The organism is Stenotrophomonas sp. WZN-1 (assembly GCF_002192255.1).
GTDB lineage: Bacteria > Pseudomonadota > Gammaproteobacteria > Xanthomonadales > Xanthomonadaceae > Stenotrophomonas.
Map to the genome: position 1 here is coordinate 2700864 of NZ_CP021768.1, position 22028 is coordinate 2722891.

Annotated in this window: 21 protein-coding genes; 4 read left to right on the forward strand and 17 right to left on the reverse strand. The window is 67.3% G+C overall.

Annotation, left to right across the window (positions count from 1 at the left end; translation table 11 throughout):
- Positions 1-20 precede the first annotated feature (20 nt).
- Complete coding sequence (locus tag CCR98_RS12780) at positions 21-311, forward strand: putative quinol monooxygenase (protein WP_087922921.1); 291 nt, start codon at positions 21-23, stop codon at positions 309-311.
- Position 312: 1 nt separating this feature from the next.
- On the opposite strand, the gene CCR98_RS12785 is transcribed toward CCR98_RS12780, so the two are convergent.
- The 10 genes from CCR98_RS12785 to CCR98_RS12830 form a co-directional block, all read right to left on the reverse strand.
- Complete coding sequence (locus tag CCR98_RS12785) at positions 313-552, reverse strand: hypothetical protein (protein WP_232463022.1); 240 nt, start codon at positions 550-552, stop codon at positions 313-315.
- A gap of 154 nt (positions 553-706) precedes the next feature.
- A complete protein-coding gene (locus tag CCR98_RS12790) occupies positions 707-2890 on the reverse strand; it encodes a PAS domain-containing protein (RefSeq protein WP_087922923.1) in 2184 nt (727 codons plus the stop codon).
- A gap of 207 nt (positions 2891-3097) precedes the next feature.
- Complete coding sequence (locus tag CCR98_RS12795) at positions 3098-5485, reverse strand: Tex family protein (RefSeq protein ID WP_087922924.1); 2388 nt, start codon at positions 5483-5485, stop codon at positions 3098-3100.
- A 207-nt stretch (positions 5486-5692) separates the two neighbouring features.
- A complete protein-coding gene (locus CCR98_RS12800) occupies positions 5693-5908 on the reverse strand; it encodes a hypothetical protein (RefSeq protein WP_006452005.1) in 216 nt (71 codons plus the stop codon).
- A gap of 759 nt (positions 5909-6667) precedes the next feature.
- Entirely contained in the window at positions 6668-7120 is a 453-nt protein-coding gene (locus tag CCR98_RS12805) for a hypothetical protein (RefSeq protein ID WP_087922925.1), read from the reverse strand.
- On the reverse strand, positions 7117-7320 hold the full coding sequence (locus CCR98_RS12810) for a PspC domain-containing protein (RefSeq protein ID WP_014037612.1): 204 nt from the start codon (positions 7318-7320) through the stop codon (positions 7117-7119). The genes CCR98_RS12805 and CCR98_RS12810 overlap by 4 nt, the downstream gene beginning before the upstream one ends.
- 67 nt (positions 7321-7387) lie before the next feature.
- Entirely contained in the window at positions 7388-7759 is a 372-nt protein-coding gene (locus CCR98_RS12815; RefSeq protein ID WP_087922926.1) for a YfeK family protein, read from the reverse strand.
- A 55-nt stretch (positions 7760-7814) separates the two neighbouring features.
- The gene (phaC, locus tag CCR98_RS12820; protein ID WP_087922927.1) at positions 7815-8882 is read right to left on the reverse strand and encodes a class III poly(R)-hydroxyalkanoic acid synthase subunit PhaC; all 1068 of its coding nucleotides are present in this window, start codon (positions 8880-8882) and stop codon (positions 7815-7817) included.
- Positions 8879-9973: a class III poly(R)-hydroxyalkanoic acid synthase subunit PhaE gene (phaE, locus tag CCR98_RS12825; RefSeq protein WP_087922928.1), complete on the reverse strand. Its 1095-nt coding sequence runs from the start codon at positions 9971-9973 to the stop codon at positions 8879-8881. The genes phaC and phaE overlap by 4 nt, the downstream gene beginning before the upstream one ends.
- Before the next feature lie 22 nt (positions 9974-9995).
- Positions 9996-10610 carry a CDP-alcohol phosphatidyltransferase family protein gene (locus CCR98_RS12830; RefSeq protein ID WP_014037616.1) on the reverse strand — a complete coding sequence of 205 codons (615 nt, stop codon included), beginning with the start codon at positions 10608-10610 and terminating at the stop codon, positions 9996-9998.
- Between the two features lie 347 nt (positions 10611-10957).
- Here CCR98_RS12830 and CCR98_RS12835 point away from each other — a divergent pair, with 347 nt between their 5' ends.
- Positions 10958-11608 carry a class I SAM-dependent methyltransferase gene (locus CCR98_RS12835; RefSeq protein WP_087922929.1) on the forward strand — a complete coding sequence of 217 codons (651 nt, stop codon included), beginning with the start codon at positions 10958-10960 and terminating at the stop codon, positions 11606-11608.
- Between the two features lie 225 nt (positions 11609-11833).
- On the opposite strand, the gene CCR98_RS12840 is transcribed toward CCR98_RS12835, so the two are convergent.
- The 5 genes from CCR98_RS12840 to CCR98_RS12860 form a co-directional block, all read right to left on the reverse strand.
- Positions 11834-13198: an MATE family efflux transporter gene (locus tag CCR98_RS12840; RefSeq protein WP_087922930.1), complete on the reverse strand. Its 1365-nt coding sequence runs from the start codon at positions 13196-13198 to the stop codon at positions 11834-11836.
- A gap of 118 nt (positions 13199-13316) precedes the next feature.
- Positions 13317-13934: a DUF2239 family protein gene (locus CCR98_RS12845; RefSeq protein WP_087922931.1), complete on the reverse strand. Its 618-nt coding sequence runs from the start codon at positions 13932-13934 to the stop codon at positions 13317-13319.
- Between the two features lie 143 nt (positions 13935-14077).
- Complete coding sequence (locus CCR98_RS12850) at positions 14078-14566, reverse strand: 8-oxo-dGTP diphosphatase (RefSeq protein ID WP_087922932.1); 489 nt, start codon at positions 14564-14566, stop codon at positions 14078-14080.
- Between the two features lie 42 nt (positions 14567-14608).
- Positions 14609-15118, reverse strand: a complete 510-nt coding sequence (locus CCR98_RS12855) for a DUF1249 domain-containing protein (RefSeq protein WP_087922933.1) — start codon at positions 15116-15118, stop codon at positions 14609-14611.
- A 148-nt stretch (positions 15119-15266) separates the two neighbouring features.
- The gene (locus tag CCR98_RS12860) at positions 15267-16088 is read right to left on the reverse strand and encodes a pyruvate, water dikinase regulatory protein (protein WP_005417170.1); all 822 of its coding nucleotides are present in this window, start codon (positions 16086-16088) and stop codon (positions 15267-15269) included.
- A 144-nt stretch (positions 16089-16232) separates the two neighbouring features.
- On the opposite strand from CCR98_RS12860, the gene ppsA reads away from it, so the two are divergent.
- Together ppsA and CCR98_RS12870 are read left to right on the forward strand one after the other, a co-directional pair.
- Positions 16233-18611, forward strand: coding sequence for a phosphoenolpyruvate synthase (gene ppsA / locus CCR98_RS12865; RefSeq protein WP_049444262.1), 2379 nt, complete (start codon positions 16233-16235; stop codon positions 18609-18611).
- A gap of 150 nt (positions 18612-18761) precedes the next feature.
- A complete protein-coding gene (locus CCR98_RS12870; RefSeq protein ID WP_087922934.1) occupies positions 18762-19655 on the forward strand; it encodes a mechanosensitive ion channel domain-containing protein in 894 nt (297 codons plus the stop codon).
- Positions 19656-19736: 81 nt separating this feature from the next.
- Here the strand turns inward: CCR98_RS12870 and CCR98_RS12875 are convergent, their stop codons facing one another.
- Both CCR98_RS12875 and CCR98_RS12880 read right to left on the reverse strand, forming a co-directional pair.
- The gene (locus tag CCR98_RS12875) at positions 19737-20852 is read right to left on the reverse strand and encodes an alkene reductase (RefSeq protein WP_087922935.1); all 1116 of its coding nucleotides are present in this window, start codon (positions 20850-20852) and stop codon (positions 19737-19739) included.
- A gap of 138 nt (positions 20853-20990) precedes the next feature.
- Entirely contained in the window at positions 20991-21866 is an 876-nt protein-coding gene (locus CCR98_RS12880; protein WP_087922936.1) for an EcsC family protein, read from the reverse strand.
- Positions 21867-22028: the final 162 nt, after the last annotated feature.

Consider the following 22028-nt stretch of genomic DNA (forward strand, 5'->3'; position numbering starts at 1 on the left):
CCCGCTTTGCAGGTGCCGACATGCTCAAGGTGATCGCCGAAGACTTCATTCAGCCCGAGGCCCTGGCCACCGTCCTTCCGTTGTATCGGGAGCTGGTCGCCTGCACGCAGCGCGAGCCACTGTGCATCAGCTATGAACTGTTCGTTGACGAGAAGGATCCCGGGCACTTCGTCTTCATCGAGCTATGGCCCGACCACGCCGCACTCGACGGCCACTGCGCCAGCGAACACTTCCAGCGTCTGGTGCCGCAGATCAATGCCTTCCAACGCGCGCCCTGCCGGTTCGTGCTGATGAAGGCGGCTGAGCTGTAGATCAACCGGTGGTGGTCCGGCGCGGCGGCCGGCGGGCACGCCACAGTATCGCGCTTGCTGCCAACGTGCTGGCCAGCGTCAGCACCAGCAACGTCACCGCGCCGCCTTGCAGCACCGGCAGCAACGCCTTCGCATGCAGGTCGTCGCGCAGTTGTTCCAGGCGCAGCCAGCTGGCCAGCGCCAGGCACCAGCCGACCATGGCCGGGGCATAGGCGGCAACGACGTTTCGATTCCAGGCCATCATCGTCAGCTCTCTTGTCCGGAGGAGCTGCGATTGTTCCGCCCTGCCCTCTCACGGCATGAGACCGAGCCTGTTGCCTCGCGGAACACGGACCGGTGCTACCGCCCCCATCTACCGCCCAGTGCCGCGCTGGCTCCCCGTGGTGCGGGCCGGTTCAGCCCGGTTCGCCGTCGTCACCCGGAAGCTCGGACAGCTCGCCCTGCACCTGCACGTTGTTGCGGCCCATCGCCTTGGCCCGGTAGCACTGGGCATCGGCCGCAGCCACCGCCTGGTCCACGCTCATGCCGCTGGCCAGCGGCGCGATACCGATGCTGGCACCAATCCGCAGCCGGTCCTGGTCCCAGGGAATCGACAGGGAGGCCAGCGTATGCAGCAATTCACCCCCGATACGGGCCGCACGACGTGGCGTACAACCGGACAGGATCACCGCGAATTCATCGCCGCCCAGCCGCGCCACCACGTCCGAATCGCGCACGCCATGGCGCAGCACGCTGGCCACCGCCCACAGCACGGCATCGCCGGCCAGATGGCCCCAGGTGTCGTTGACCGGCTTGAAGCGGTCCAGATCGATGTACATCAGCGAGGCGGCCTGGCCGGTGCGCTCGACGCGGGTGATCGCCTGCTGCAGGTGCACCTCGAAGCCGCGGCGGTTGCTCAGCTCGGTCAACGGGTCGATCTCGGCCAGGTGGCGAGCTTCGCGCTGGCGCGCACGCTGCTGGGTGTCGTCGCGCAGCACCCAGACCGCACCGCGCACATGGCCTTCGTCATCACGCAGCCAGGCACGGGTCAGGTCCACCGGCACCGTTGCCGTGCCCAGCCGCAGCAGCAGGTCGGCGTGCAGGTCCACCGCGTTGCTCTCCGGGTCTAGCAGTACCGAGACATCCAGTACCGAACCGGGCGCGTATTCCGTGGTCAGCGCCAGCACGTCCTGCACCTTGTGCCCGGCCAACGACATCGCGCCATCGCCGGCCAGGGTGCGTACTGCGGCTGCATTGGCGTAATCGATGCGGCCATCAAGGCTGACGCTGAGCACCAGGTCGGCCACCGCATCCAGCGTGATGCGGCTGCGTTGCTCACTCTCGAACAGGCGCTGTTCGCTGCTGCGCTGGGCGGTGATGTCCTGGATCTGCGACACGAAATGCAGCGGTTCGCCGTGCTCGTTGCGCACCAGCGACACCGACAGCCGCGCCCAGATGATGCGTCCGTCGCGGTCGAGATAGCGCTTTTCCAGGTGGTAGTGGCTGCGTCGCCCAGCCAGCAGGTCCTGCACCAGGGCCAGGTCGGTCTGCAGGTCATCGGGATGGGTCAGCCGCTGGAAATCGACCTGCAGCAGCTCTTCGCGCGGGTAGCCCAGGATCCGGCACAGCGCGTCGTTGACGTCCAGCCAGCGTCCTTCCAGCGACACCAGTGCCATGCCCAGCGCGGCGGAGGTGAACGCCCCGGCGAACTTCTCGGCCGACAGCCGCGCTTCGGCGCGCGCCTGCAGGATCTCGGTGATGTCGATGGCCATGCCGACGTAGCCGATGCGCGCCCCATCGGCACTCTCCATGCGGCTGATCGACAGGCGCACCTGGCGTGACTGTCCATTCTTGCGCAGCAGCGTCCACTGCCGCGAGTAGGTCTGCCCGTCGGCACGCGCGCTCAGCGCCTCGAACACGCCGGGAAGATTGCCATCAGCATCGGCCAGCGGCTGCAACCAGGCTTTCAGTTCGGCTGGATCGTGGAAGGCGTCGAGCCGGCGCTGGCCGACCACTTCCGCCGCGCTGTAGCCCAGCAGGCGCTCCGCCCCCGTGTTGAACAGGGTGATGGTGCCATCGGTATCGGTGGCGATCACCGCCACCTCATCGGACGCATCGACCACGGCCTGCAGGCGTTGCCGGGTCTCGGCCGCGTCCTGCCTCGCCTGCTGCAGCTCGGTGACGTCGGCATGCGCGCCGGCCATCCACAACGGATTGCCCTGCCCGTCCCATTCGAAGACCCGGCCGCGGTCCTGGATCCAGATCCACTGCCCGTTCTTGTGGCGCATGCGCAGCAGGCAGGCGTAGTTGTCGGAGCGGCCTTCGAAATGCTCATCCAGCGCCGCATCGGACAGCGCGATGTCATCGGGATGGACCAGCTTCAGGAACGTCTTCTGGCAGATCGGTTCCAGCTCTTCCAGGCGGTAGCCGACAATCTCGGCCCAGCGCGCATTGACCCGCATCTCGCCGGTCTGCACGTTCCATTCCCAGGTTCCCGCAGCGGTACCGTCGATGATCATCGCCAGGCGGCGACGCTCTTCCGCCAACTCCTGCAGGCGGCGCTCCAGCAGTCCATTGCCGTGGATGCCCTGGCCCTGCATCAATCCGGTCCCCTGCCGGCACGGCCAGGCGCCGGCCGCAGCGGAGCGCTGCGGCCGGCAACGAAGACGGCGGGTCGTGCTGGCGTCATGGCCCTCCCCAGCGACAGCGGGGAGGCCAAACGCCCCCCTCAGGCGCAAGTGTGCGCAATCACGGGGAAAACCGACAAGTCCCCCGCCCCGGATCAACCGTGACGGGGGGCACGATCCTCAGCTGCGCTTGGCCCGGGCAAAGGCTTCGGCCAGGGCATTGTTGGCCGGCGGCTCAGACTGGGCAGGACGGCCACCAGCGCCCTGCCCGCGGTTCGGTCCACGGTTCCGGCCGCCCGCGTCACGGCGCGGCCCCTGGCCCTGGCCGCGCTCATCGCGCTGGCCCGGGCGGCTGGTGGCCTGGCCCGGGGTATCGTCCAGGCGCCGGGTCAGGGCGATGCGCTTGCGCGCCACGTCCACCTCCAGCACCTTGACCTTGACGATGTCACCGGCCTTGACCACGTCGCGCGGGTCCTTCACGAAGGTATCGGAGAGCGCCGAGATGTGGATCAGGCCATCCTGGTGCACGCCGATATCGACAAAGGCGCCAAAGGCCGCCACGTTGCTGACCACGCCTTCCAGCACCATGCCCTCGCGCAGGTCCTTGATGTCTTCGACGCCCTCGGCGAAGCGCGCGGCCTTGAACTCCGGACGCGGGTCGCGGCCCGGCTTCTCCAGTTCCTTCAGGATGTCGCGCACGGTCGGCACGCCGAAGGTGGCATCGGTGAACTGCTCGGCCTTCAAGCCACGCAGGAAACTACCATCACCGATCAGCGCCTTGATCGGACGTGCGGTGCTGGCGACGATGCGCTCGACCACCGGGTAGGCTTCCGGGTGCACCGCCGAGGCATCCAGCGGCTGGTCTCCATCGGCGATGCGCAGGAAGCCGGCGCACTGCTCGAAGGTCTTCTCGCCCAGGCGCGCGACCTTCAGCAGGTCCTTGCGACGCTTGAACGGGCCGTTGTCGTCACGATGGCGCACGATGTTCTCGGCCACCGTGGCCGACAGGCCGGACACCCGTGACAGCAGCGCAGCCGACGCGGTGTTCACGTACACGCCGACCGCGTTCACGCAGTCCTCCACGCGCGCATCCAGCGCCCGTGCCAGGCGGTACTGGTCCACGTCGTGCTGGTACTGGCCAACGCCAATCGCCTTGGGCTCGATCTTCACCAGTTCGGCCAGCGGATCCTGCAGGCGGCGTGCGATCGACACCGCGCCACGCAGCGACACGTCCAGCCCCGGGAATTCCTTCGCCGCGAACTCGGACGCCGAATACACCGACGCACCCGCCTCGCTGACCACCACCTTCTGCAGCTTCGGGTTGGCGACCGCCTTGATCGCTTCGCCGGCCAGCTTGTCGGTTTCGCGGCTGGCGGTGCCGTTGCCGATCGCGATCAGTTCCACGTTGTGCTTGGCGCACAGCTGCTTGATCGTCTGCAGCGACTGCTCCCACTGGCGACGCGGTTCGTGCGGATAGATGGTGTCGGTGGCGACCAGCTTGCCGGTTGCATCGACCACCGCGATCTTGCAGCCGGTACGGATGCCAGGGTCCAGCCCGAGCACGGTCTTCGGGCCGGCCGGTGCGGCCAGCAGCAGGTCCTTCAGGTTGTCGCCGAACACCGCGATGGCTTCGGCTTCGGCCTTTTCGCGGGCCTGGTTGAACAGGTCCAGCAGCAGATGGGTGTGCAGCTTGGCGCGCCAGGTCAGGCGGCACGCATCCAGCAGCCAGCGGTCGGCGGCACGGCCCTGGTCGGCGATGCCAGCCTTGCGCGCCACGCGTCCTTCGGCGTACTGATGGCCAGCCTCGGCATCGCTGCCCGGGTCCAGTTCCAGGAACAGGATCTCCTCGCGGCGCGCACGGAACAGCGCCAACAGCCGGTGCGAAGGAATCTTCGCCAGCGCCTCGGCATGTTCGAAGTAGTCGCGGTACTTGGCGCCCTCGGTTTCCTTGCCTTCGGCCACGCGCGCGCGGATCACGCCGGTCTCGCCCAGCCAGGTGCGCAGCTCGCCAACCAGCGCGGCATCTTCGCCCCAGCGCTCCATCAGGATCGCGCGGGCGCCTTCCAGCGCGGCCTTGGTGTCGGCCACGCCCTTGTCGCTGTCGACAAAAGTAGCCGCGAAGACCTGCGGGTCCTGCGTCGGGTCGGCCAGCAGGCCATCGGCCAGCGGTTCCAGACCGGCCTCGCGGGCGATCTGGGCGCGGGTCCGGCGCTTGGGCTTGTACGGCAGGTACAGGTCTTCCAGCCGGCTCTTGGTGTCGGCGGCCAGGATGTCATTGCGCAGTTCGTCGCCGAGCTTGCCCTGTTCGCCGATGCTGGCCAGCACCGCCGCACGGCGATCCTCCAGCTCGCGCAGGTAGGTCAGCCGGGTTTCCAGGTTGCGCAGCTGGGTGTCGTCCAAGCCGCCGGTCACTTCCTTGCGGTAGCGCGCGATGAACGGAACGCTGGCGCCTTCGTCGAGCAGGCCGACGGCGGCGCGCACCTGGGCGGACTGGGCACCGATCTCGTCGGCGATGGTCTGGGCGATCTGCTGGGCGAGCGCGCTCTGTGCGTTCTTGGCGTCGTGCATTGCTTCAGGTCTGTGCCGCGTTTCGGGAAGACCCCATTCTGGCAATCCACGACGGAGCCGGACAAGGCATTGACAGGGGGCGAGGTTCAGCGGCGAAGCCGGAGTGGACGCCGGCATCCTGGCAAAGAGCGGGCTCGGACTGGCCCGGGGCTGGGATGCCGGCGCGGGCGCACGATGGTGGGCGCGCCCTGCCGCGTGTTGCGAAGGTCAGCGGTAGTGGCGGGCGGCGCGCTGCATGACGATGTCGTCACGCATGCTTTCCAGGGCCATCAGGCGGACCTTGCCGACACCCTGCAGTTCCATGAACCGCTCCGTGTAGAACTCCGGCCCCAGCGCGGTGTCGGCGCGGGATTTGCTGAAGCCGTAGGGCACCACGCCCTTCTCGCCATCCTTGCTACCACCGACATAAAGAACGATTGCCATGTGATGTATTCCTCCAAATTGCTACTGCGTACTGCGCTCGATGAGCGATGCTGCGAGCTCATCGAGGGAGAGCTTACCGCGTCGAACCTGACTGGAACGTCACGAAGGCTAATGACGATCGGTTGCATGCAGATGACTGCGGGATCGCAGCAGAATGCTTACGGATCTTTAACTTTCGGCTAACGAATATGCAGGGGATTCCCGCCAACGGCGCAGCCCCTCGTGGGTGGTTTGGTTGGTCGCGGAAAGCCGGTTTCCTGTGGGCTGGCCGGGAGGGTGGGTAGGCCGGGGACGCCGTGAACCCGTCCATGGGGGCTTGGCCGCGGCATCCATGCCGCGGACACCCCGGCCTACCCACCCTCCCGACCGCTGACAGATTTCGGTGGCCTGCCACCCACGGAGAAGAAAAAAGAAGATCACAAGCAAAAGCAGCCTGGCTGGCCGCTTTATGTAGAGTCGAGCCCACGCTCGGCTGCTTTCAGGCCAGTCCGCGAAGCCGAGCGCTTGCTCGGCTCTACACGAGCAAGCGCAGCGCGCGACCCGCTTCTGCTGTTCTTTTTCTTCTCCGTGGCTGGATGCGCACGGAAACTGTCAGGGGTCGGGCGGGGTGGGTTCGCGGGACCGTTGGCGCCATGGATGGCGCCATCGAGCCCCCAGGGACGGGTTTACGGCGTGTCCCGCGAATCCACCCCGCCCGACCCAATTGCATGAAACGCATTCCGCGACCAAGCCACGAGGGGCTGCGCCGTTGGCTGGAAACTACGGCCACCAGCCACGCCCGAACCGGGCGAAATGATCGGCCGCCCGCTCGAATGGGTTGCGCGCGCTCACCCCACCGCACAGCAGGTACACCGGCAGGTACAGCGGCCCCAGCACCATGTACTGGTACACGTGCGCGCGCTCGTGGTCGTCCAGCCGGATCAGCGGCTCCACGCCCCACCCCGCCTGGTGCGCATAGGTGCGGCAGGAAATGCCCAGGTCATGGCCGGTATGCAGGATCACATTGCCCAACGTGATCGCCCCGCCCGGCCCCCACGGCCAGCGGTCGAACACCAGGGCGCAGTCCCGCCCGCTCCAGCGTAGCGTCGCGCCGCCGAGCATGCCGGCCAGGCCACCGATCAGGCCGAGCAGGGAATTGGGGGACGCCCATGCCGCGCCCAGCACCTGCAGCGCGCGCAGCCAGATCGGCCAGGGCTCCGGGGCCGTCTTCAATCGGCCTCGTTCGGCATCAGCAGCCACAGGATCAGGTAGACCAGGATGCCGGGGAAAGCCGCCGAGCCGATCGAGACCAGCACGAACACGATCCGCACCAGCGTGGGGTTCCAGCCGAAGCGGTGGGCGATGCCGCCCATCACGCCGGCAATCATGCGGTCGTTCAGCGAGCGCGACAGCGTCTTGGGCGTGGTGTTCATGGCGGCGTCTCCTCGGCTTACGGGCAGAACCAGTCGAGCATGGCTCGACTTTACACCCGGGCCGTGTCTACGGCGTGCGGTGACGCAATGCCTGCAAGCGTGCACCGAACCAGGCCGCTGCGGTCTGTTCGGGCTGCCCCGGGCACTGGATGCGATAGGGCTTGCCGCTCATGCTGCTCTGGCTGGCGGCGCGCTCGATGAACTGCTCGGCGCTGTCCACCATGTCCTTCTTCAGCAGGTAGTCGTACTTGCGCTGCAGGTGCGCGCGCGCATCGCTGCCGTCGTACCAGCTGCCATTGCGCTGGAACCGGCATTGGGAGCCGTCCAGGCTGGAGATCAGCTGGGCGATTTCTCTTCGCGCATCCGCGCTGGGGGCAGCCTGGGCAACAGGTGCTGCCAACAGCAGCGTGGCAAGCAGCAGCGAAATCCTTTGCGACATCATCATTCTCCATGCAGTCGAGCATGGCTCGACGCTACAAAAACCGAAGGAACCTTTACGCGTCGCGCGCCTTCAGCCAGCCATCGATCGTGGCCGGCACTTCGCGCTGCGCGCGGCCGGACACGTAGATGCCGATATGGCCGCCACGGAAACTGGACTCGGTGTAGTCGTCCGTGCCCAAGCGCCCACGCATCGCGCGCGAGGCATCCGGCGGCACCAGATGGTCCTGCTCGGCATAGATGTTCAGCACCGGCAGGGTCACCTGCGACAGATCCACCGCTTCCTCGCCGATCCGCACCGTGCCGTTCACCAGCCCGTTGCCCTGGTAGAACTGCTTGATGAAGTCACGGAACGCCTCGCCCGCCAGGTCCGGTGAATCGAAGATCCACTTCTCCATGCGCAGGAAATCCTCCAGCGCCGCCTTGTCATCGAGGATATCGAGCAGGCCCACGTACTTCTGCACGTTCAGGCGGAACGGCTTGAGCATCAGGTAACTGGCATTCATCAGGTCGGCCGGGATGTTGCCCAGCGTGTCGACCAGCAGGTCCACGTCCACCTGCCGCGCCCAGTGCGAGAGCATGTTGTCGGCGGTCTGGAAGTCGACCGGGGTGACCATGGTGATCAGCTTGCCCAGCTTCTGCCGGCGCAGTGCGGCGTAGCACAGCGCGAACACCCCGCCCTGGCAGATGCCAAGCAGGTCGACCGGGCCGCCACCGCGCGCGCGCAGCGCATCCACCGCGCCATCGATGTAGCGAAGCAGGTAGTCCTCCAGGGTCTGGAAGCGTTCGGAACGATCCGGGTAGCCCCAGTCCAGCACGTAGACGTCCTGGCCCAGCGCCAGCAGCTTCTGCACCAGCGAACGGTCGGCCTGCAGGTCGACCATGTACGGCCGGTTGACCAGCGCGTAGACGATCAGCAGCGGCGAGCGCCGGGTCGGCGCCTGCTCACCGACGAAGCGGTACATCACCACCTTTCCGTCGCGCCAGACTTCCTCGCGCGCGGTCACGCCATAGTCCACGTCTTCCACCTGCGGCAGCAGCTTCAGCCCTTCCATCAGCTTGCGCTGCATGGCCAGGGTTTCCTGCATCAGGTCATCGGCGTTGAAGCCCAGCGGTCCCTTCATCGGTCACGCGCCCGAGTGGAAGTGCGAGGTGCAGCCTTTTTCGCGGGTGCCTTTTTCGCGGGTGCCTTTTTCGCGGGTGCCTTTTTCGCAGCCGCCTTCTTTGCCGGCGCGGCCTTCTTCGCGGCCTTGCGCGCGACCGGCTTCACCTTCGCCGGTGCCGGCTGCGCCACCGGATCGACCTCGCCCGTACCGGCCATTGCCGCCACCTGCGCCTGCAGGCGACGCAGGCTGCGCTCCAGCTCGGCGATGCGGCGGTGTGCGGCGTCCATCTCGCTGCGGGTCGGCAGGCCGATCCGTTCACTCATCTGTTCCACCTCGCGCTGCAGGCCGGCGCGCAGCCGCATCTGTGCGTTGCCCAGCGCGGCGTATACCTGCTGGAACGGCTCGGACATGGCGACCTTGGCGTAGGCCTCCTCGGCCACTTCGATCCACAGGTCGAACATCGCGCGGGCGCTGGTCAGCTGGCTGCCCGGCTGTTCGTGCTCGGCCAGGCGCTGTTCGAACAGCGCAAAGGCCTCGTCCAGTGCCTGCTTGATCTGATCGACGTAGGCGCGCGAATGCTGCTGGTATTCCTCCTGCGCACGCAGCAGGGCCTGCCAGCGCGCCTGATGCTCGCGGCCAGGCCCGAACGCCGGGCTCTGCAGCCACGGTCCTGCCTGAAGCTGGAACTGCTGCAGCCAGGCGGCGAATTCCGGCACCGCGGCACCGGCGTGGGTACTGCCACGCGCGCCCTGCAGCATCCATTGCAGCATGCCGTCACCCTGCCCCTGCACCGCTTCGCGCCAGGCCTGGGCCACATCGGCACTGTTGGCGTCGCGGCCGGCAAACCGTGCGGCGACTTCCTGCATGGTGCCGTACCAGCTGCCCGCCTGTTCGCGGAACCGGCGCACGGCATCTTCCGGCGCGCCGTGCGCCTGTTCGGGCAGCAGCTGGCCCCACCAGTCGAACAACCGCTGCCAGCTGCCGGGATCGTCACCGGCTGGTGCGCCGGGCGTGCTCGCATGGCGCAGGGCATCGCCCCAGGCGCCGAAGTACTGCCGGGCCAGGGTTTCGAAATCGCTGCTGCCGGCGTCGTGGGCCGAGCTGGTCATCGCAGGCCTCCGCAGGGCTGGCTCATGGCTTGGGAATGCGCAGGGTCTTGCTGATCATCAGCGACCCGGACAGGGCGAACAACAGCACCATCGGGTGCAGCTGCCACGGACCGATCTGCCACTGGCCGAACCAGATGTTCTGGCCGATGGCATCGGTACCGGCGGCGATCGCCAGCACGATCACCAGCAGCAGGCTGGTCGGGATCGGGGTGCCCTCGAAATACGCGACCTTTCCCTCGTCGCCGGCCAGCGCCTCGGCGGTGACGTTGTAGCGTGCCAGGCGGCTGACACCGCAGCAGACGAAGTAGCTCAGCACCAGCCAGTCCCAGCCGCCCTGCATGCCGCACGCATACGCCAGCGCTGCCGGCGCCACGCCGAAGGAGATCACGTCGGACAGCGAGTCGAGCTCGCGGCCCAGGGTAGAGCTGGACTTGCGCCAGCGCGCGATGCGCCCGTCGAGGGCGTCGAAGATGAAGGCCAGCGGGATCAGCGCCATGCCGAACAGCAGGTAGCCACGCTCGCCGTCCTGCAGGAAGCGCATCGCGGCAAACACCGCACCGGTGCCGCAGAAAGCATTGGCCAGCGTGAACCAGTCGGCCAGCTGGAATTCGCGCAGCATCGAGAAGTGACGTTTCATGGAATCTCACGGAGCATCAAGGCCCACAGGTTACCGCGAGCGCCGCCGCTGGCGACAGCGCTGGCGGGGCCGATCCTTCACCGCTCCCTCACCCATCCTCACCGGCGGTGAATTTTTCGCCACCCATCTTGACAGCCTAGGGGGGTGGCGCCTGTCGCGGCTTATCCACAAAGTTGCCCACGCGTAATCCACACCCCCTGTGGACAACCAGATCTCACCGACTGCGACGGTGGACATTTCCTCATCACCCTTCCGCGGGGTTTCCCTACTTCCCAAGCCGCAGAGTCGGCGCTATGGTCACCGGCGGGCCCGCCGCCGCCACGTCCGAAACCCACCGACGGACGACGATGACGATGCTGGATGCCTCCTCCCTGGCCGCGCAGCCGCGGCAGCCCCATGGCGACGCCGCACTGGCGGTGGTCGACTCAATGAATCGCAGCAACGGCGCGCTCAACCGCGCGGCGATCAGCCTGCTGGCGGTGTCGGCAGGCGAACGCATCCTGGAGATCGGTCCCGGCAACGCCGCCTTCGCGCCCGCGCTTCTGCAGGCCGCCGACAGCCAGTACCTCGGGATCGAGCTGTCCCCTGCCATGGTCGAGGCCGGCAATCAGCGCCTGGCCGCCAGCGGGCTGGCCGACCGTGCCGCGATGCGCCATGGCGATGCCCACCTCCTGCCAGTCAGCGATGCCTCGATGGATGCGGCGCTGGCGGTCAATACGCTGTACTTCTGGCCGAACCTGGCACCGGTGCTGGACGAACTGGCGCGGGTGCTGCACCGGGGCGGCCGCCTGTGCCTGGCCTTTGGCGATGCTACCTTCATGCGCAGTCTGCCATTCGCTGCCGACTTCCAGCTGCATGAGCTGGACGCGGTGGAGCTGGCCCTGCGGGTATCGGGCTTCCGCGTCTCGGCCTGGCGCAGCCACCGCGAATCTGCGGCCGGCAATGACGGCCAGACCCGCGAAAAACACTTCCACCTGCTGCTGGCGCAACGGCACTGAAGTGGTAGAGCCGGCCGCTGGCCGGCTGCCCCGGCCGTTCCGGATTGCCGGCCAGCGGCCGGCACTACCCAGCCTGCACCGGCCGCCAGCGAGCAACACAGAACACCTGCATCACCAGTGGCCAGCCCACCGCAGCCGCCGCGACGGCAACGATCCGACCGCGTGGTAGAGCCGGCCGCTGGCCGGCTGCCCCGACCGTTGCGGGTTGCCGGCCAGCGGTCGGTATTACCCGCCTTGCACCCGTCGCCGCCAACGCGCGAAACAGAACACCTGCATCACCAGCATCGCCACCAGCCCCAGCGGCCACGCCCACCACACGCCGGCCAGCCCATGCCGCGCCTGCAACCACATCGCCAGCGGCAGCTCCAGCAGCAGTACCGCCGCCATGCCCAGCAACGCGGGCATCAAAACCGTGCCGCTGCCGCGCATCACCCCGACCAGCACGGTGCTGCCTCCCATCGCCAGCACGCCCCACGCCACCGTGCGCAACTGCAACGTGGCCAGTTCGCGCGCTTCGGTCGCCACCAGGATCAGCCCAGTCAGCCAGGGCGCCAGCGCCATCACCAGCAGCACCACCGCGCTCAGCATCGCCAGTCCAAGCAGCACGCCGGTGCGGGCGATGGCGGGCAGCCGTGCCGTACGCCCCGCGCCCATCGCATGCGCCGCGAGAATGGTGGCGGTGATCCCCAGTGACATCGCCGGCAGCTGCACCCAGCTCATCAACTGGTTGACCGCACCGTAGGCGGCCGTGGCCGTGTAGCCATGGCGGTTGATCCAGCCCAGCAACACGATCTCGGCAATGGCCAGGCTGAGCATCTGCAACGAAGACGGCACGCCGATGCGCAGCATCGCGCGGATGATCGCGCCATCGAAACGGATGGCGCGCAGCAGGTCACGGCCCGGCGCCAGCGGATGTCCCAGCCGGTGCCAACGCCACTGCAACCAGGCCAGTGCCAGCAGCGACGCGAACGCCGCGGATACGGCCGCACTGGCCGAACCCAGCTGCGGCACGCCGGCCCCGCCCAGGATCAGCAGCGGCGTGCACAGCAGGCCGACCGCCGTGGCCAGCAGCAGCGCATGCAACGGCGACGTCGCATCGCCCACTGCACGACTCACGGCGGTGGCCAGCCACAGCAGGAAGAACGCCGGGGCCGCCAGCAGCAGCACGCGTGCATAGACGATGGACTCACTGAGGACCGCCGCCGGCGTGCCCAGCGCCGCCAGCAGCTGTGGCGCGAAACCGCCGCCCAGGGCCATCACCAGCACCGACAACAGCAGGATCAGCGCCACCGCGCTGCCAGCCACCGCGCGTGCATGCTGCGGGCGACCCGCGCCCCAGGCCTGGCCGATCATTACCATTGCGCCCGTGGCCAGGCCCATCACCAGGGCCAGCAGCAGGAAGAAGACCGGGAAGAACGCGGCGGCCGCAGCCACCGCCTGTGTGCCAAGCAGGTGGCCGAGATAGATGTTGTCCAGCGTGCCTGCGGCCAGCTGCAGCGCATTGGTCAGCAGCATCGGCAGCAGCAGCGTCAGGTAGGTGCGCCACAGCGGGGGCGCTGCCGGAGGTGTCGGATGTACAGGGGTGCTCATGGGGTTCTCTGCGCAAGGCGCCGCCCTGCCCGGCGTTTCCGCCAGCAAAGCAAGCACAGGGGAAGCGGGCCGCGGCCCGCGATCAGATGGCGCCGTCGCTCAGCAACGGCGCGATGGCTCAGCCGTCAGCGTCTTCGAAGGCCAGGCGCAGGGCGTGCTCACGCACGTCCACGGGCCAGGAATGCAGTGCCGCCTCCAGGCCCGCGCGATCGTGCGCGAACAGCACGCGGATGGCCTCCTCGAAGCCCGGCAGGTCACCGGCGATGGCCTGCAGGAAGTGATAGGCACGCTCGCTATGGCGGCGCTGCCGGTCCTCGTCAGCACCGGCACGGCTGGCCGCTTCCACCAACCTGCGCAGCACCACGGAGGCCCCACCCGGCTGTTCGGCCAGCCACGCCCAATGGCGCGGCAACAGGGTCACTTCGCGGGCGACCACGCCCAGCTTGGGGCGGCCACGACCACGCGGGGTTGGGGGTGCATCTTCGGCCGTGGCGTCGGCCTCCGCCTCCACGGCGACGGGAAACGCTTCGGTCACCCGCGCCAGCAGTTCTGCGTCGCTGCCGCGCGTGTCGAAATCACGGGTTCGGCCGCTGGCGTTGTCGAACACCAGCAGCGGACCGGTGGCGTTGTCGGCACGCAGCTGTTTCAACGCCAGCGCAGCAACTTCCGGGGTACCGGAAGCGACCAGGCGATGGCCGTCGAAACAGCTGAAGGGAGGAAGTCGGGACGCAGGCATGGCAATGGCATCGGAGGCGACGCGGGAATATTGCCCGGGTAATTTTCGAGAGTCAATATTGCCCGGGTATTAATTTGCCAGAAGAGCGTGCCAACCAAGGTTGGCACCCACCCGGAAGGTTCCCACCTGCCAGATTCTCCGGGTCACAGCCGGCTGTAGGACCAGCTCAGCATGCGGCCGTCCTTGTACGGCATCACCCCATGAAACGGCCGCGGGTCGGCATCGAACACCAGCGGCAGGAAGTTGCGGTCGCCCTCCCACATCGGCAGCGTGTCCAGCTTGTCCAGGTCCACCCACTCCAGCGTGCCCTCGTGGTTGCCGCCATGCGGGGTGCCCTCGAATCCATCGATGACGAAGACGAAGCCCAGCCAGTCCTCGCCGTGCTTGCCGAAGCCCGGCCAGCTGATGGTGCCGCGCAGGTGCATGTCGGTGCAGTGGATGCCAGCCTCCTCGGCGATCTCGCGGCGCATGCTGGCCGCCACGTCCTCGTCCGCTTCGATTTTGCCGCCCAGCCCGTTGTACTTGCCCAGGTGGTGGTCACCAGGGCGGGTATTGCGGTGGATCATCAGCACCTGGCGACGATCAGGCGACAGCACATAGCCCAGGGTGGCGACGATCGGGGTATACGGCATGGGGCAGCATCCAGCGGCAGGTCAGCCGTGGATTATGGCCGATCAGCGCACCAGCGACAGGCGGCGCTCGGCAGGCGTGCTGGCACCGTCGGGATCGCGGCGCAGAGTGGCGACACCGTGGCCACGCTCAGCCAGGTATTCCAGCCACTTGCCGAGGAAGGTGTTCATCCGCATGCGGTGGCTGATCAGCTCCGCCGGCGGCGGGTACAGGCCCATCGTGTCCTGCCAGCGGCGGCCGACGTAGCAATGGGTGGTCTCGGCCTGGCGCGCGTCACGGTAAAGGCGCACATACGCCGAGGGATCCGGCTCACCGGTGACCGGGTCGGCCAGGTCGTAGGTCAGGCGCAGTTCCACCGTGTAGCGGTGGCACTCGATCACGTCCAGGCGGACATCCAGGCCGTCGCCGATCGAGGAAATGTAGCTGCCCGCCACCAGTCCGGCCGGTTCGAACAGGCGCACCAGGTGGCGGTAGTTTTCCGCGTACAGGCCCATGAGCCAGCTGAGCCGGCTCAGGCGGGGAATGCGTTCGGTGCGGGGCGAGGCTTGGGCCATGGGTCGATCCTACACGTTGGTGCTTCAACGTGGGGGCAGGATCGCCCCGACCAAAGGGGCTCGGTATCGACCAGCGGTCGATACCCACCGCGGAGGAGGGGCAATGCCCCAAGCAGGTAGGCCACGACCGTTGGTCGTGGCGCACGGATCAATACAGCTCGCGCTGCAGCCCCAGCGTGGCCAGCACCTTGCTGGAAATCTCCTCGATCGAGGTGTGCGTGGTGCTCAGGGTCGGGATCCGCTCCATGCGGAACATGGTCTCGGCCGCAGCCACCTCGCGCTTGCAGGTGTCCAGGTTGGCGTAGCGCGAGTTCGGACGGCGCTCCTGGCGGATCTGCTGCAGGCGGTCGGGGTCGATGGTCAGGCCGAACAGCTTGCGCCGGTAGTTGCGCAGGCGCGGCGGCAGGCGGTCGCTTTCAAGGTCCTCGTCGGTCAGCGGGTAGTTGGCCGCGCGTACCCCGTAATGCAGGGCCAGGTAGATGCAGGTGGGCGTCTTGCCTGCGCGGGACACCGCCACCAGGATCACGTCGGCATCGTCGTAGTTCACCGCGATGCCGTCGTCATGGGTCAGGGCGAAGTTCATCGCGTTGATGCGGCGGTGGTAGGTGTCGAAATCGACCATGCCGTGGGCCTGGCCGACCCGGGCCAGGCGCGGGCTGGCCAGTTCACGCTCCAGCGGCTCGATGAACGGCGCGAACACATCCAGCATCAGCGCCCCGCTGTCGGCCAGGATCAGGCTCAGGCTCTGGTCCACGCAGGAGTTCACCACGATCGGCCGGACCTGGTACCGCTCCCCTGCCGCCTGGATCCGGGCACAGGCTTCACGCGCTTTTTCGGGGTCGTCGACAAACGACATCCGGTCGGTAATGAAGCTGAACCCGGAGAACTGGGTAAGCAGGCTATGCCCAATGGTTTCAGCGGTGATACCGGTTCCATCGGAAACGTAGAACACCGGACGGATCGTCGACATGCGCGCTTTTACCCCCTACGAAGCTTAAAAAGGCCGCCAGCACAAGCTTGTGCCGACGGTGCTCTGCCCGGCATCATATCGGCTTCTTCCTACGGACGCGGCCACTCAGCCCGCCTCGGGCGATGGCCAAACGGAGCATCGCGCTTGAACGAGAACATCCTGTGGTTGCACGAACTGCGTCTGGCCGATCTGGCCCGCGTAGGCGGCAAGAATTCGTCGCTGGGCGAGATGATCGGCAACCTCGCCGGTCTGGGCGTTTCGGTGCCGGGCGGTTATGCCACCACCGCTGAAGCCTTCAAGGACTTCATCGCGCACAACGATCTGTCCAAGCGCATCTTCGACAAGCTGGCCACGCTGGACGTCGAGGACGTCAACGCGCTGACCGCCGCCGGCAAGGAAATCCGCACCTGGGTGATCGATGCGCCGCTGCAGCCGCAGCTGGACCAGGACATCCGCACCGCCTACGCCAAGCTGAGCGCCGACAATGGCGGTGGCGACGTGGCCGTGGCCGTGCGTTCCTCGGCCACCGCCGAGGATCTGCCGGATGCGTCGTTCGCCGGCCAGCAGGAAACGTTCCTCAACGTCACCGGTGCCGACGACGTCGTGCACAAGGTCAAGGAAGTGTTCGCCTCGCTGTACAACGACCGTGCCATCGCCTACCGCGTGCACCACGGCTTCAAGCATGAAGACGTGTTCCTGTCCGCCGGCGTGCAGCTGATGGTGCGCTCGGGCGTCGGTTCCTCCGGCGTGCTGTTCACCCTGGACACCGAGTCCGGCTTCCGCGACGTGGTGTTCGTCACCTCGTCCTTCGGCCTGGGCGAAATGGTCGTGCAGGGCGCGGTCAACCCGGACGAGTACTACGTCTACAAGCCCACCCTGCAGGCCGGCAAGCCGGCGATCCTGCGCCGCTCGCTCGGCAGCAAGGCAATCCGCATGGTGTACTCGGATGTCCCGGGTGAGCGCGTCAGGATCGAGGACACCCCGGTCGAACTGCGCAACACCTTCTCGATCAGCGACGAGGACGTGCAGGAGCTGTCCAAGCAGGCGCTGGTCATCGAAAAGCACTACGGCCGCCCGATGGACATCGAGTGGGCCAAGGACGGTGTCAGCGGCAAGCTGTTCATCGTGCAGGCGCGCCCGGAAACGGTGAAGTCGCGCAGCCATGCCACCCAGATCGAGCGCTTCGCGCTGACCGAAAAGGGCGGCAACGTGCTGGCCGAAGGCCGCGCCGTCGGTGCCAAGATCGGCTCGGGCGTGGCCCGCGTGGTGAAGACGCTGGATGACATGAACCGCGTGCAGCCGGGCGACGTGCTGATCGCCGACATGACCGATCCCGATTGGGAGCCGGTGATGAAGCGCGCTTCGGCCATCGTCACCAACCGTGGCGGCCGTACCTGCCACGCCGCGATCATCGCGCGCGAACTGGGCGTGCCGGCCGTGGTCGGTTCGGGCAACGCCACCAAGGTCATCGAAGATGGCCAGCTGGTCACCGTCAGCTGCGCTGAAGGCGATACCGGCTTCATCTACGAAGGCAAGCTCGGCTTCGAGCGCACCACCACCGATCTGGGCAACATGCCGCCGGCACCGCTGAAGATCATGATGAACGTGGCCAACCCGGAACGTGCCTTCGACTTCGGCCAGCTGCCGAACGCCGGCATCGGCCTGGCCCGCCTGGAAATGATCATCGCCAGCCACATCGGCATCCACCCGAACGCGCTGCTGGAATACGACCGCCAGGACGCAGCGACGAAGAAGAAGATCGACGAGAAGATCGCCGGCTATGGTGATCCGGTCAGCTTCTACGTGGACCGCCTGGCCGAAGGCATCGCCACCCTCACCGCCTCGGTCGCCCCGAACGCCGTGATCGTGCGCCTGTCGGACTTCAAGTCCAACGAGTACGCCAACCTGATCGGCGGCAGCAACTACGAGCCCCACGAAGAGAACCCGATGATCGGCTTCCGCGGCGCCAGCCGTTACGTCGACCCGAGCTTCTCGGCCGCGTTCGCGTTGGAATGCAAGGCCGTGCTGCGCGTGCGCAACGAAATGGGCCTGGACAACCTGTGGGTCATGATTCCGTTCGTGCGCACCCTGGAAGAAGGCCGCAAGGTCATCGAGGTGCTGGAACAGAACGGCCTGAAGCAGGGCGAGAACGGCCTGAAGATCATCATGATGTGCGAAGTTCCGTCCAACGCACTGCTCGCCGATGAGTTCCTGGAAATCTTCGACGGCTTCTCGATCGGCTCAAACGACCTGACCCAGCTCAGCCTGGGCCTGGACCGCGACTCGTCGATCGTCGCGCACCTGTTCGACGAACGTAACCCGGCAGTGAAGAAGCTGCTGTCGATGGCGATCAAGTCGGCGCGTGCCAAGGGCAAGTACGTCGGCATCTGCGGCCAGGGCCCGTCCGATCATCCGGATCTGGCCGAGTGGCTGATGCAGGAAGGCATCGAGTCGGTGTCGCTGAACCCGGACACCGTGGTCGATACCTGGCTGCGCCTGGCCAAGCTGAAAGCCAACGGCTGATGCCCTGAAGGCTGCAGGCTGACGTCGTGTTCATCGGCGTCAGCCGATACTGCTGCTGCACGCAAGCCCCGCCTCTGCGGGGCTTCGTGTTTCTGGCGTCCACGTACGCCCTGCCCCGCGCAGACTTCCCCCGCAGCAAAGGATTTCCGCATGATCGTCGCCGCCGCACCCGCCCCCGCCGCAACGCCCTGGTTCCACTCACTCGATTGGGAACGCCTGCTGGAGACCTACGGCGTTCCGTTGCTGGCCGCGATCGTGGTGCTGCTGGTCGGCATGTGGGTGGCACGACGCCTGTCCAATGCGATGCCACGCGCCACCGCGCGCATGGGCGTGGACCCGATGCTGGGCAGCTTCCTTCGCAATGTGGTGTACGCCGCTTCGCTGGTGATCGTGGTGGTGCTGGCAATCGGCACGCTGGGTGTGCAGATCACCCCGCTGCTGGCCGTGCTCGGCACCGCCGGCCTGGCGGTGGGCCTGGCGCTGAAGGATTCGCTGTCCAACATCGCCTCGGGCGTGATGCTGGTGACGCTGCGTCCGTTCCGCGTTGGTGATGTGGTGACGGTGGCCGGACAGACCGGCACTGTGCGCGAAGTACGCATCTTCCAGACCGTCATCACCGGTGCCGATAACCAGCACACCACCATTCCGAACACGCTGATCACCGCCGCGCCGATCATCAACCTGACCGCCGAGCCGACGCGCCGCGTCGAACTGGTGATCGGCATCGGCTACGAGGACAACATCCAGCTGGCACGCGACACCGCGCTGGCGTTGATGAAGGCCGACCCACGCGTGCTGCAGACACCGGCACCGGACGTGGTGGTGTATGAGCTGGGCGCGCACGCGATCAATCTTGGCATCCGCTGCTACGTGAAGTCGGCCGACTGGTTCGGTACCAAGGTCACGCTGCTGGAGCAGCTCAAGCTGGGCTTCGACAATGCCGGCATCAACATCCCGTATCCGCAGCAGGACATGCACCTGTACCTGCATGGGAAGGATGGCGGCGTGGTCGAGGCCGACGCGCTGGTGCGCGACAAGCCCTGATCGGGAGTGCCGACCAACGGTCGGCACCCACCCCATATCCTTGCACCGGTAGTGCCGGCCACTGGCCGGCAACCTACAGGATCAGGCCGCGACGCTCTCTTCCAGCGTCGGGTAGTCGGTGAAGCCCGCCGCACCACCGCCGAAGAACGTCGCCCGATCCGGCGGGTTCAATTCCGTACCCAGACGCAGGCGCTCCGGCAGGTCCGGGTTGGCGATGAACGGGCGACCGAAGCCGATCAGGTCGGCCCAGCCTTCAGCCAGTGCCTGTTCCGCACGCTCGGCGGTGTACTTGCCGGCGTAGATCAGCGTACCCGGGTAGACCATGCGCAGCGCCTGCTTGAACGCCACCGGCATCAGCGGTGCATCGTCCCAGTCGGCTTCGGCGATATGCAGGTAACCCACGCCCAGTTCACCCAGAAGATGCGCGGCCGCCAGGTAGGTCGCCTGCGGCGTATCATCCACCGCACCCTGCAACGTCGTCAGCGGTGCCAGGCGAACACCGACGCGGTCACCACCGGCTACCGCAGTCACCGCCTGCACGACCTCGCGCAGGAAACGCAGCCGGTTCTGCAGCGAGCCGCCATAGCCGTCGGTGCGCTGGTTGGCCTGCGAGTCGATGAACTGGTTGATCAGGTAGCCATTGGCACCGTGCAACTCCACGCCATCGAAGCCTGCGTCCAGCGCGTTGCGTGCCGCCTGGGCGTAGTCGGCGACGATGCCCGGAATCTCGTCCTCGCTCAGCGCGCGCGGCATCGAGTGCTGAATCATCTCGCCCACGCCCGCTTCCGGGCCGGCGCCGGTGGGGTCGACAAACACCTTCACGCCCTCGGCCAGCAGCGCCGACGACGACACCGGCGCGGCACCACCGGGCTGCAGCGCGACGTGCGAGACCCGGCCCACGTGCCACAGCTGGGCGTAGATGCGGCCGCCAGCGGCGTGCACCGCGTCGGTCACGCGGCGCCAGCCCTGCACCTGTTCCGGGCTGTGGATGCCCGGGGTCCAGGCATAGCCCTGGCCCTGCGGGCTGATCTGGGTGCCTTCGCTGACGATCAGGCCGGCACTTGCACGCTGCGCGTAGTAGGCGGCCATTTCCGCGGTGGCGACGTTGCCGTCGGCAGCACGCGAGCGGGTCATCGGCGGCATGACGATGCGATTGGGCAACGTCAGCGCGCCCAGGCGGTGGGGGGTGAACATCATGGCGGCAATCTCTTGCGGGGGAGTGCCGCAAAGGATGGGGATGCCGGCTGCCATGCAACAGGCATGCGCTGGCAAAACAATTGTTCCCCCAAGGCAACGATGGCCTGGTACCAAGGCTCATCCACGCATGGCGTGGAGCTACTCCAGCCTTGGCTCGATCTTGACCGCGCCATGCGCCACGCGGTCATAGCAGCTTCGCACCACATCTTCCCCGTACTTGAGCTCCAGCCGGCGCACGATGAAGTGGCCGCGCGCCATGTCCTGGTAGTAATCGGTGAACATGGTATTCAGTGTTGCACCCGCGGCCGCACCGACAATCGGTACCGCCTGCGCGGCGAATTTCTCGGTGACCACCACCCCGAACCGCGCCGCCACCTTCTCCACCATCTTCGCCAACAGCTTGCCAGCCTCCTTCGGTGCCACGCCCAGGGTCAGGTCGCGGCCGGTCACCACGCGCCCGGCCAACTCGGCCGACAGATGGCGCATCACATCGGTGGTAAAGCCGCGGGCCAGGTAGTAGCCCGTCTCGCTCGCATCATCGCGAGGCGAGTTGCCGCCCAGCGCGAACACCTCCAGGCAGGCCTGGCGGGTGCTGAACTCGGACAGGTCGAAGCCCTCGCTGCGGGCCACGTCGGCCACCGCGCGCATCATGATGGTGGTCGACACCGGCAGCTCGATGAATAGTGCGGCGAAGCCGAAGGCCCCGCCGACGGCGCCCGAGGTGGCAGCCGCCAGTTTGTGCCAGCGGGTCGACGCCCCCTTGCCGGGCGTGTTGTCCATGCTCCACAGCGCCGCCTGCGCCGACTTGGACAGCGCCGCCTGCACCGCTCCATGGATGCGGTTGGAGACCGAACTGGGCAGCGCCTTCACGGCGAATTCCAGCGGCGTGCCGACCAGGTTGGCCATGCGCGCGGTCAGGGTCGGCGCTTCCAGCAGGGCCACCGCGCGCTGCAGGTCGGACCAGTCGCGGGCGTCATGGGCGATGTCGCGGGGGAGCAGGATGGGCTCGTTCATGGCGCCGATCTTAGCGCCCGGAAGTTGAACGCTTCGTCGCGGGGACCACAGACGGGTCGGAGCGCTTTCTGCTGGAAAGGGATGCGACCCTGGCGCCTTGCCGGCCAGCGGCCGGCACTACCCGTTGGCGTGTCACCCGGTAGCGCCGGGCCATGCCCGACG

Bases quoted from the DNA above. Each gene is read 5' to 3' on its own strand.
- CCR98_RS12795 (WP_087922924.1), bottom strand. From the start codon at position 5,485: ATGCACGACGCCAAGAACGCACAGAGCGCGCTCGCCCAGCAGATCGCC.
- CCR98_RS12850 (WP_087922932.1), bottom strand. From the start codon at position 14,566: ATGCCGTATACCCCGATCGTCGCCACCCTGGGCTATGTGCTGTCGCCT.
- CCR98_RS12830 (WP_014037616.1), bottom strand. From the start codon at position 10,610: ATGAAACGTCACTTCTCGATGCTGCGCGAATTCCAGCTGGCCGACTGG.
- CCR98_RS12810 (WP_014037612.1), bottom strand. From the start codon at position 7,320: ATGAACACCACGCCCAAGACGCTGTCGCGCTCGCTGAACGACCGCATG.
- CCR98_RS12845 (WP_087922931.1), bottom strand. From the start codon at position 13,934: ATGCCTGCGTCCCGACTTCCTCCCTTCAGCTGTTTCGACGGCCATCGC.
- CCR98_RS12780 (WP_087922921.1), top strand. From the start codon at position 21: ATGCTCAAGGTGATCGCCGAAGACTTCATTCAGCCCGAGGCCCTGGCC.
- CCR98_RS12855 (WP_087922933.1), bottom strand. From the start codon at position 15,118: ATGGCCCAAGCCTCGCCCCGCACCGAACGCATTCCCCGCCTGAGCCGG.
- CCR98_RS12835 (WP_087922929.1), top strand. From the start codon at position 10,958: ATGACGATGCTGGATGCCTCCTCCCTGGCCGCGCAGCCGCGGCAGCCC.
- CCR98_RS12880 (WP_087922936.1), bottom strand. From the start codon at position 21,866: ATGAACGAGCCCATCCTGCTCCCCCGCGACATCGCCCATGACGCCCGC.
- CCR98_RS12875 (WP_087922935.1), bottom strand. From the start codon at position 20,852: ATGATGTTCACCCCCCACCGCCTGGGCGCGCTGACGTTGCCCAATCGC.
- CCR98_RS12840 (WP_087922930.1), bottom strand. From the start codon at position 13,198: ATGAGCACCCCTGTACATCCGACACCTCCGGCAGCGCCCCCGCTGTGG.
- CCR98_RS12790 (WP_087922923.1), bottom strand. From the start codon at position 2,890: ATGCAGGGCCAGGGCATCCACGGCAATGGACTGCTGGAGCGCCGCCTG.
- CCR98_RS12860 (WP_005417170.1), bottom strand. From the start codon at position 16,088: ATGTCGACGATCCGTCCGGTGTTCTACGTTTCCGATGGAACCGGTATC.
- CCR98_RS12815 (WP_087922926.1), bottom strand. From the start codon at position 7,759: ATGTCGCAAAGGATTTCGCTGCTGCTTGCCACGCTGCTGTTGGCAGCA.
- CCR98_RS12870 (WP_087922934.1), top strand. From the start codon at position 18,762: ATGATCGTCGCCGCCGCACCCGCCCCCGCCGCAACGCCCTGGTTCCAC.
- CCR98_RS12785 (WP_232463022.1), bottom strand. From the start codon at position 552: ATGGCCTGGAATCGAAACGTCGTTGCCGCCTATGCCCCGGCCATGGTC.
- phaE (WP_087922928.1), bottom strand. From the start codon at position 9,973: ATGACCAGCTCGGCCCACGACGCCGGCAGCAGCGATTTCGAAACCCTG.
- CCR98_RS12800 (WP_006452005.1), bottom strand. From the start codon at position 5,908: ATGGCAATCGTTCTTTATGTCGGTGGTAGCAAGGATGGCGAGAAGGGC.
- phaC (WP_087922927.1), bottom strand. From the start codon at position 8,882: ATGAAGGGACCGCTGGGCTTCAACGCCGATGACCTGATGCAGGAAACC.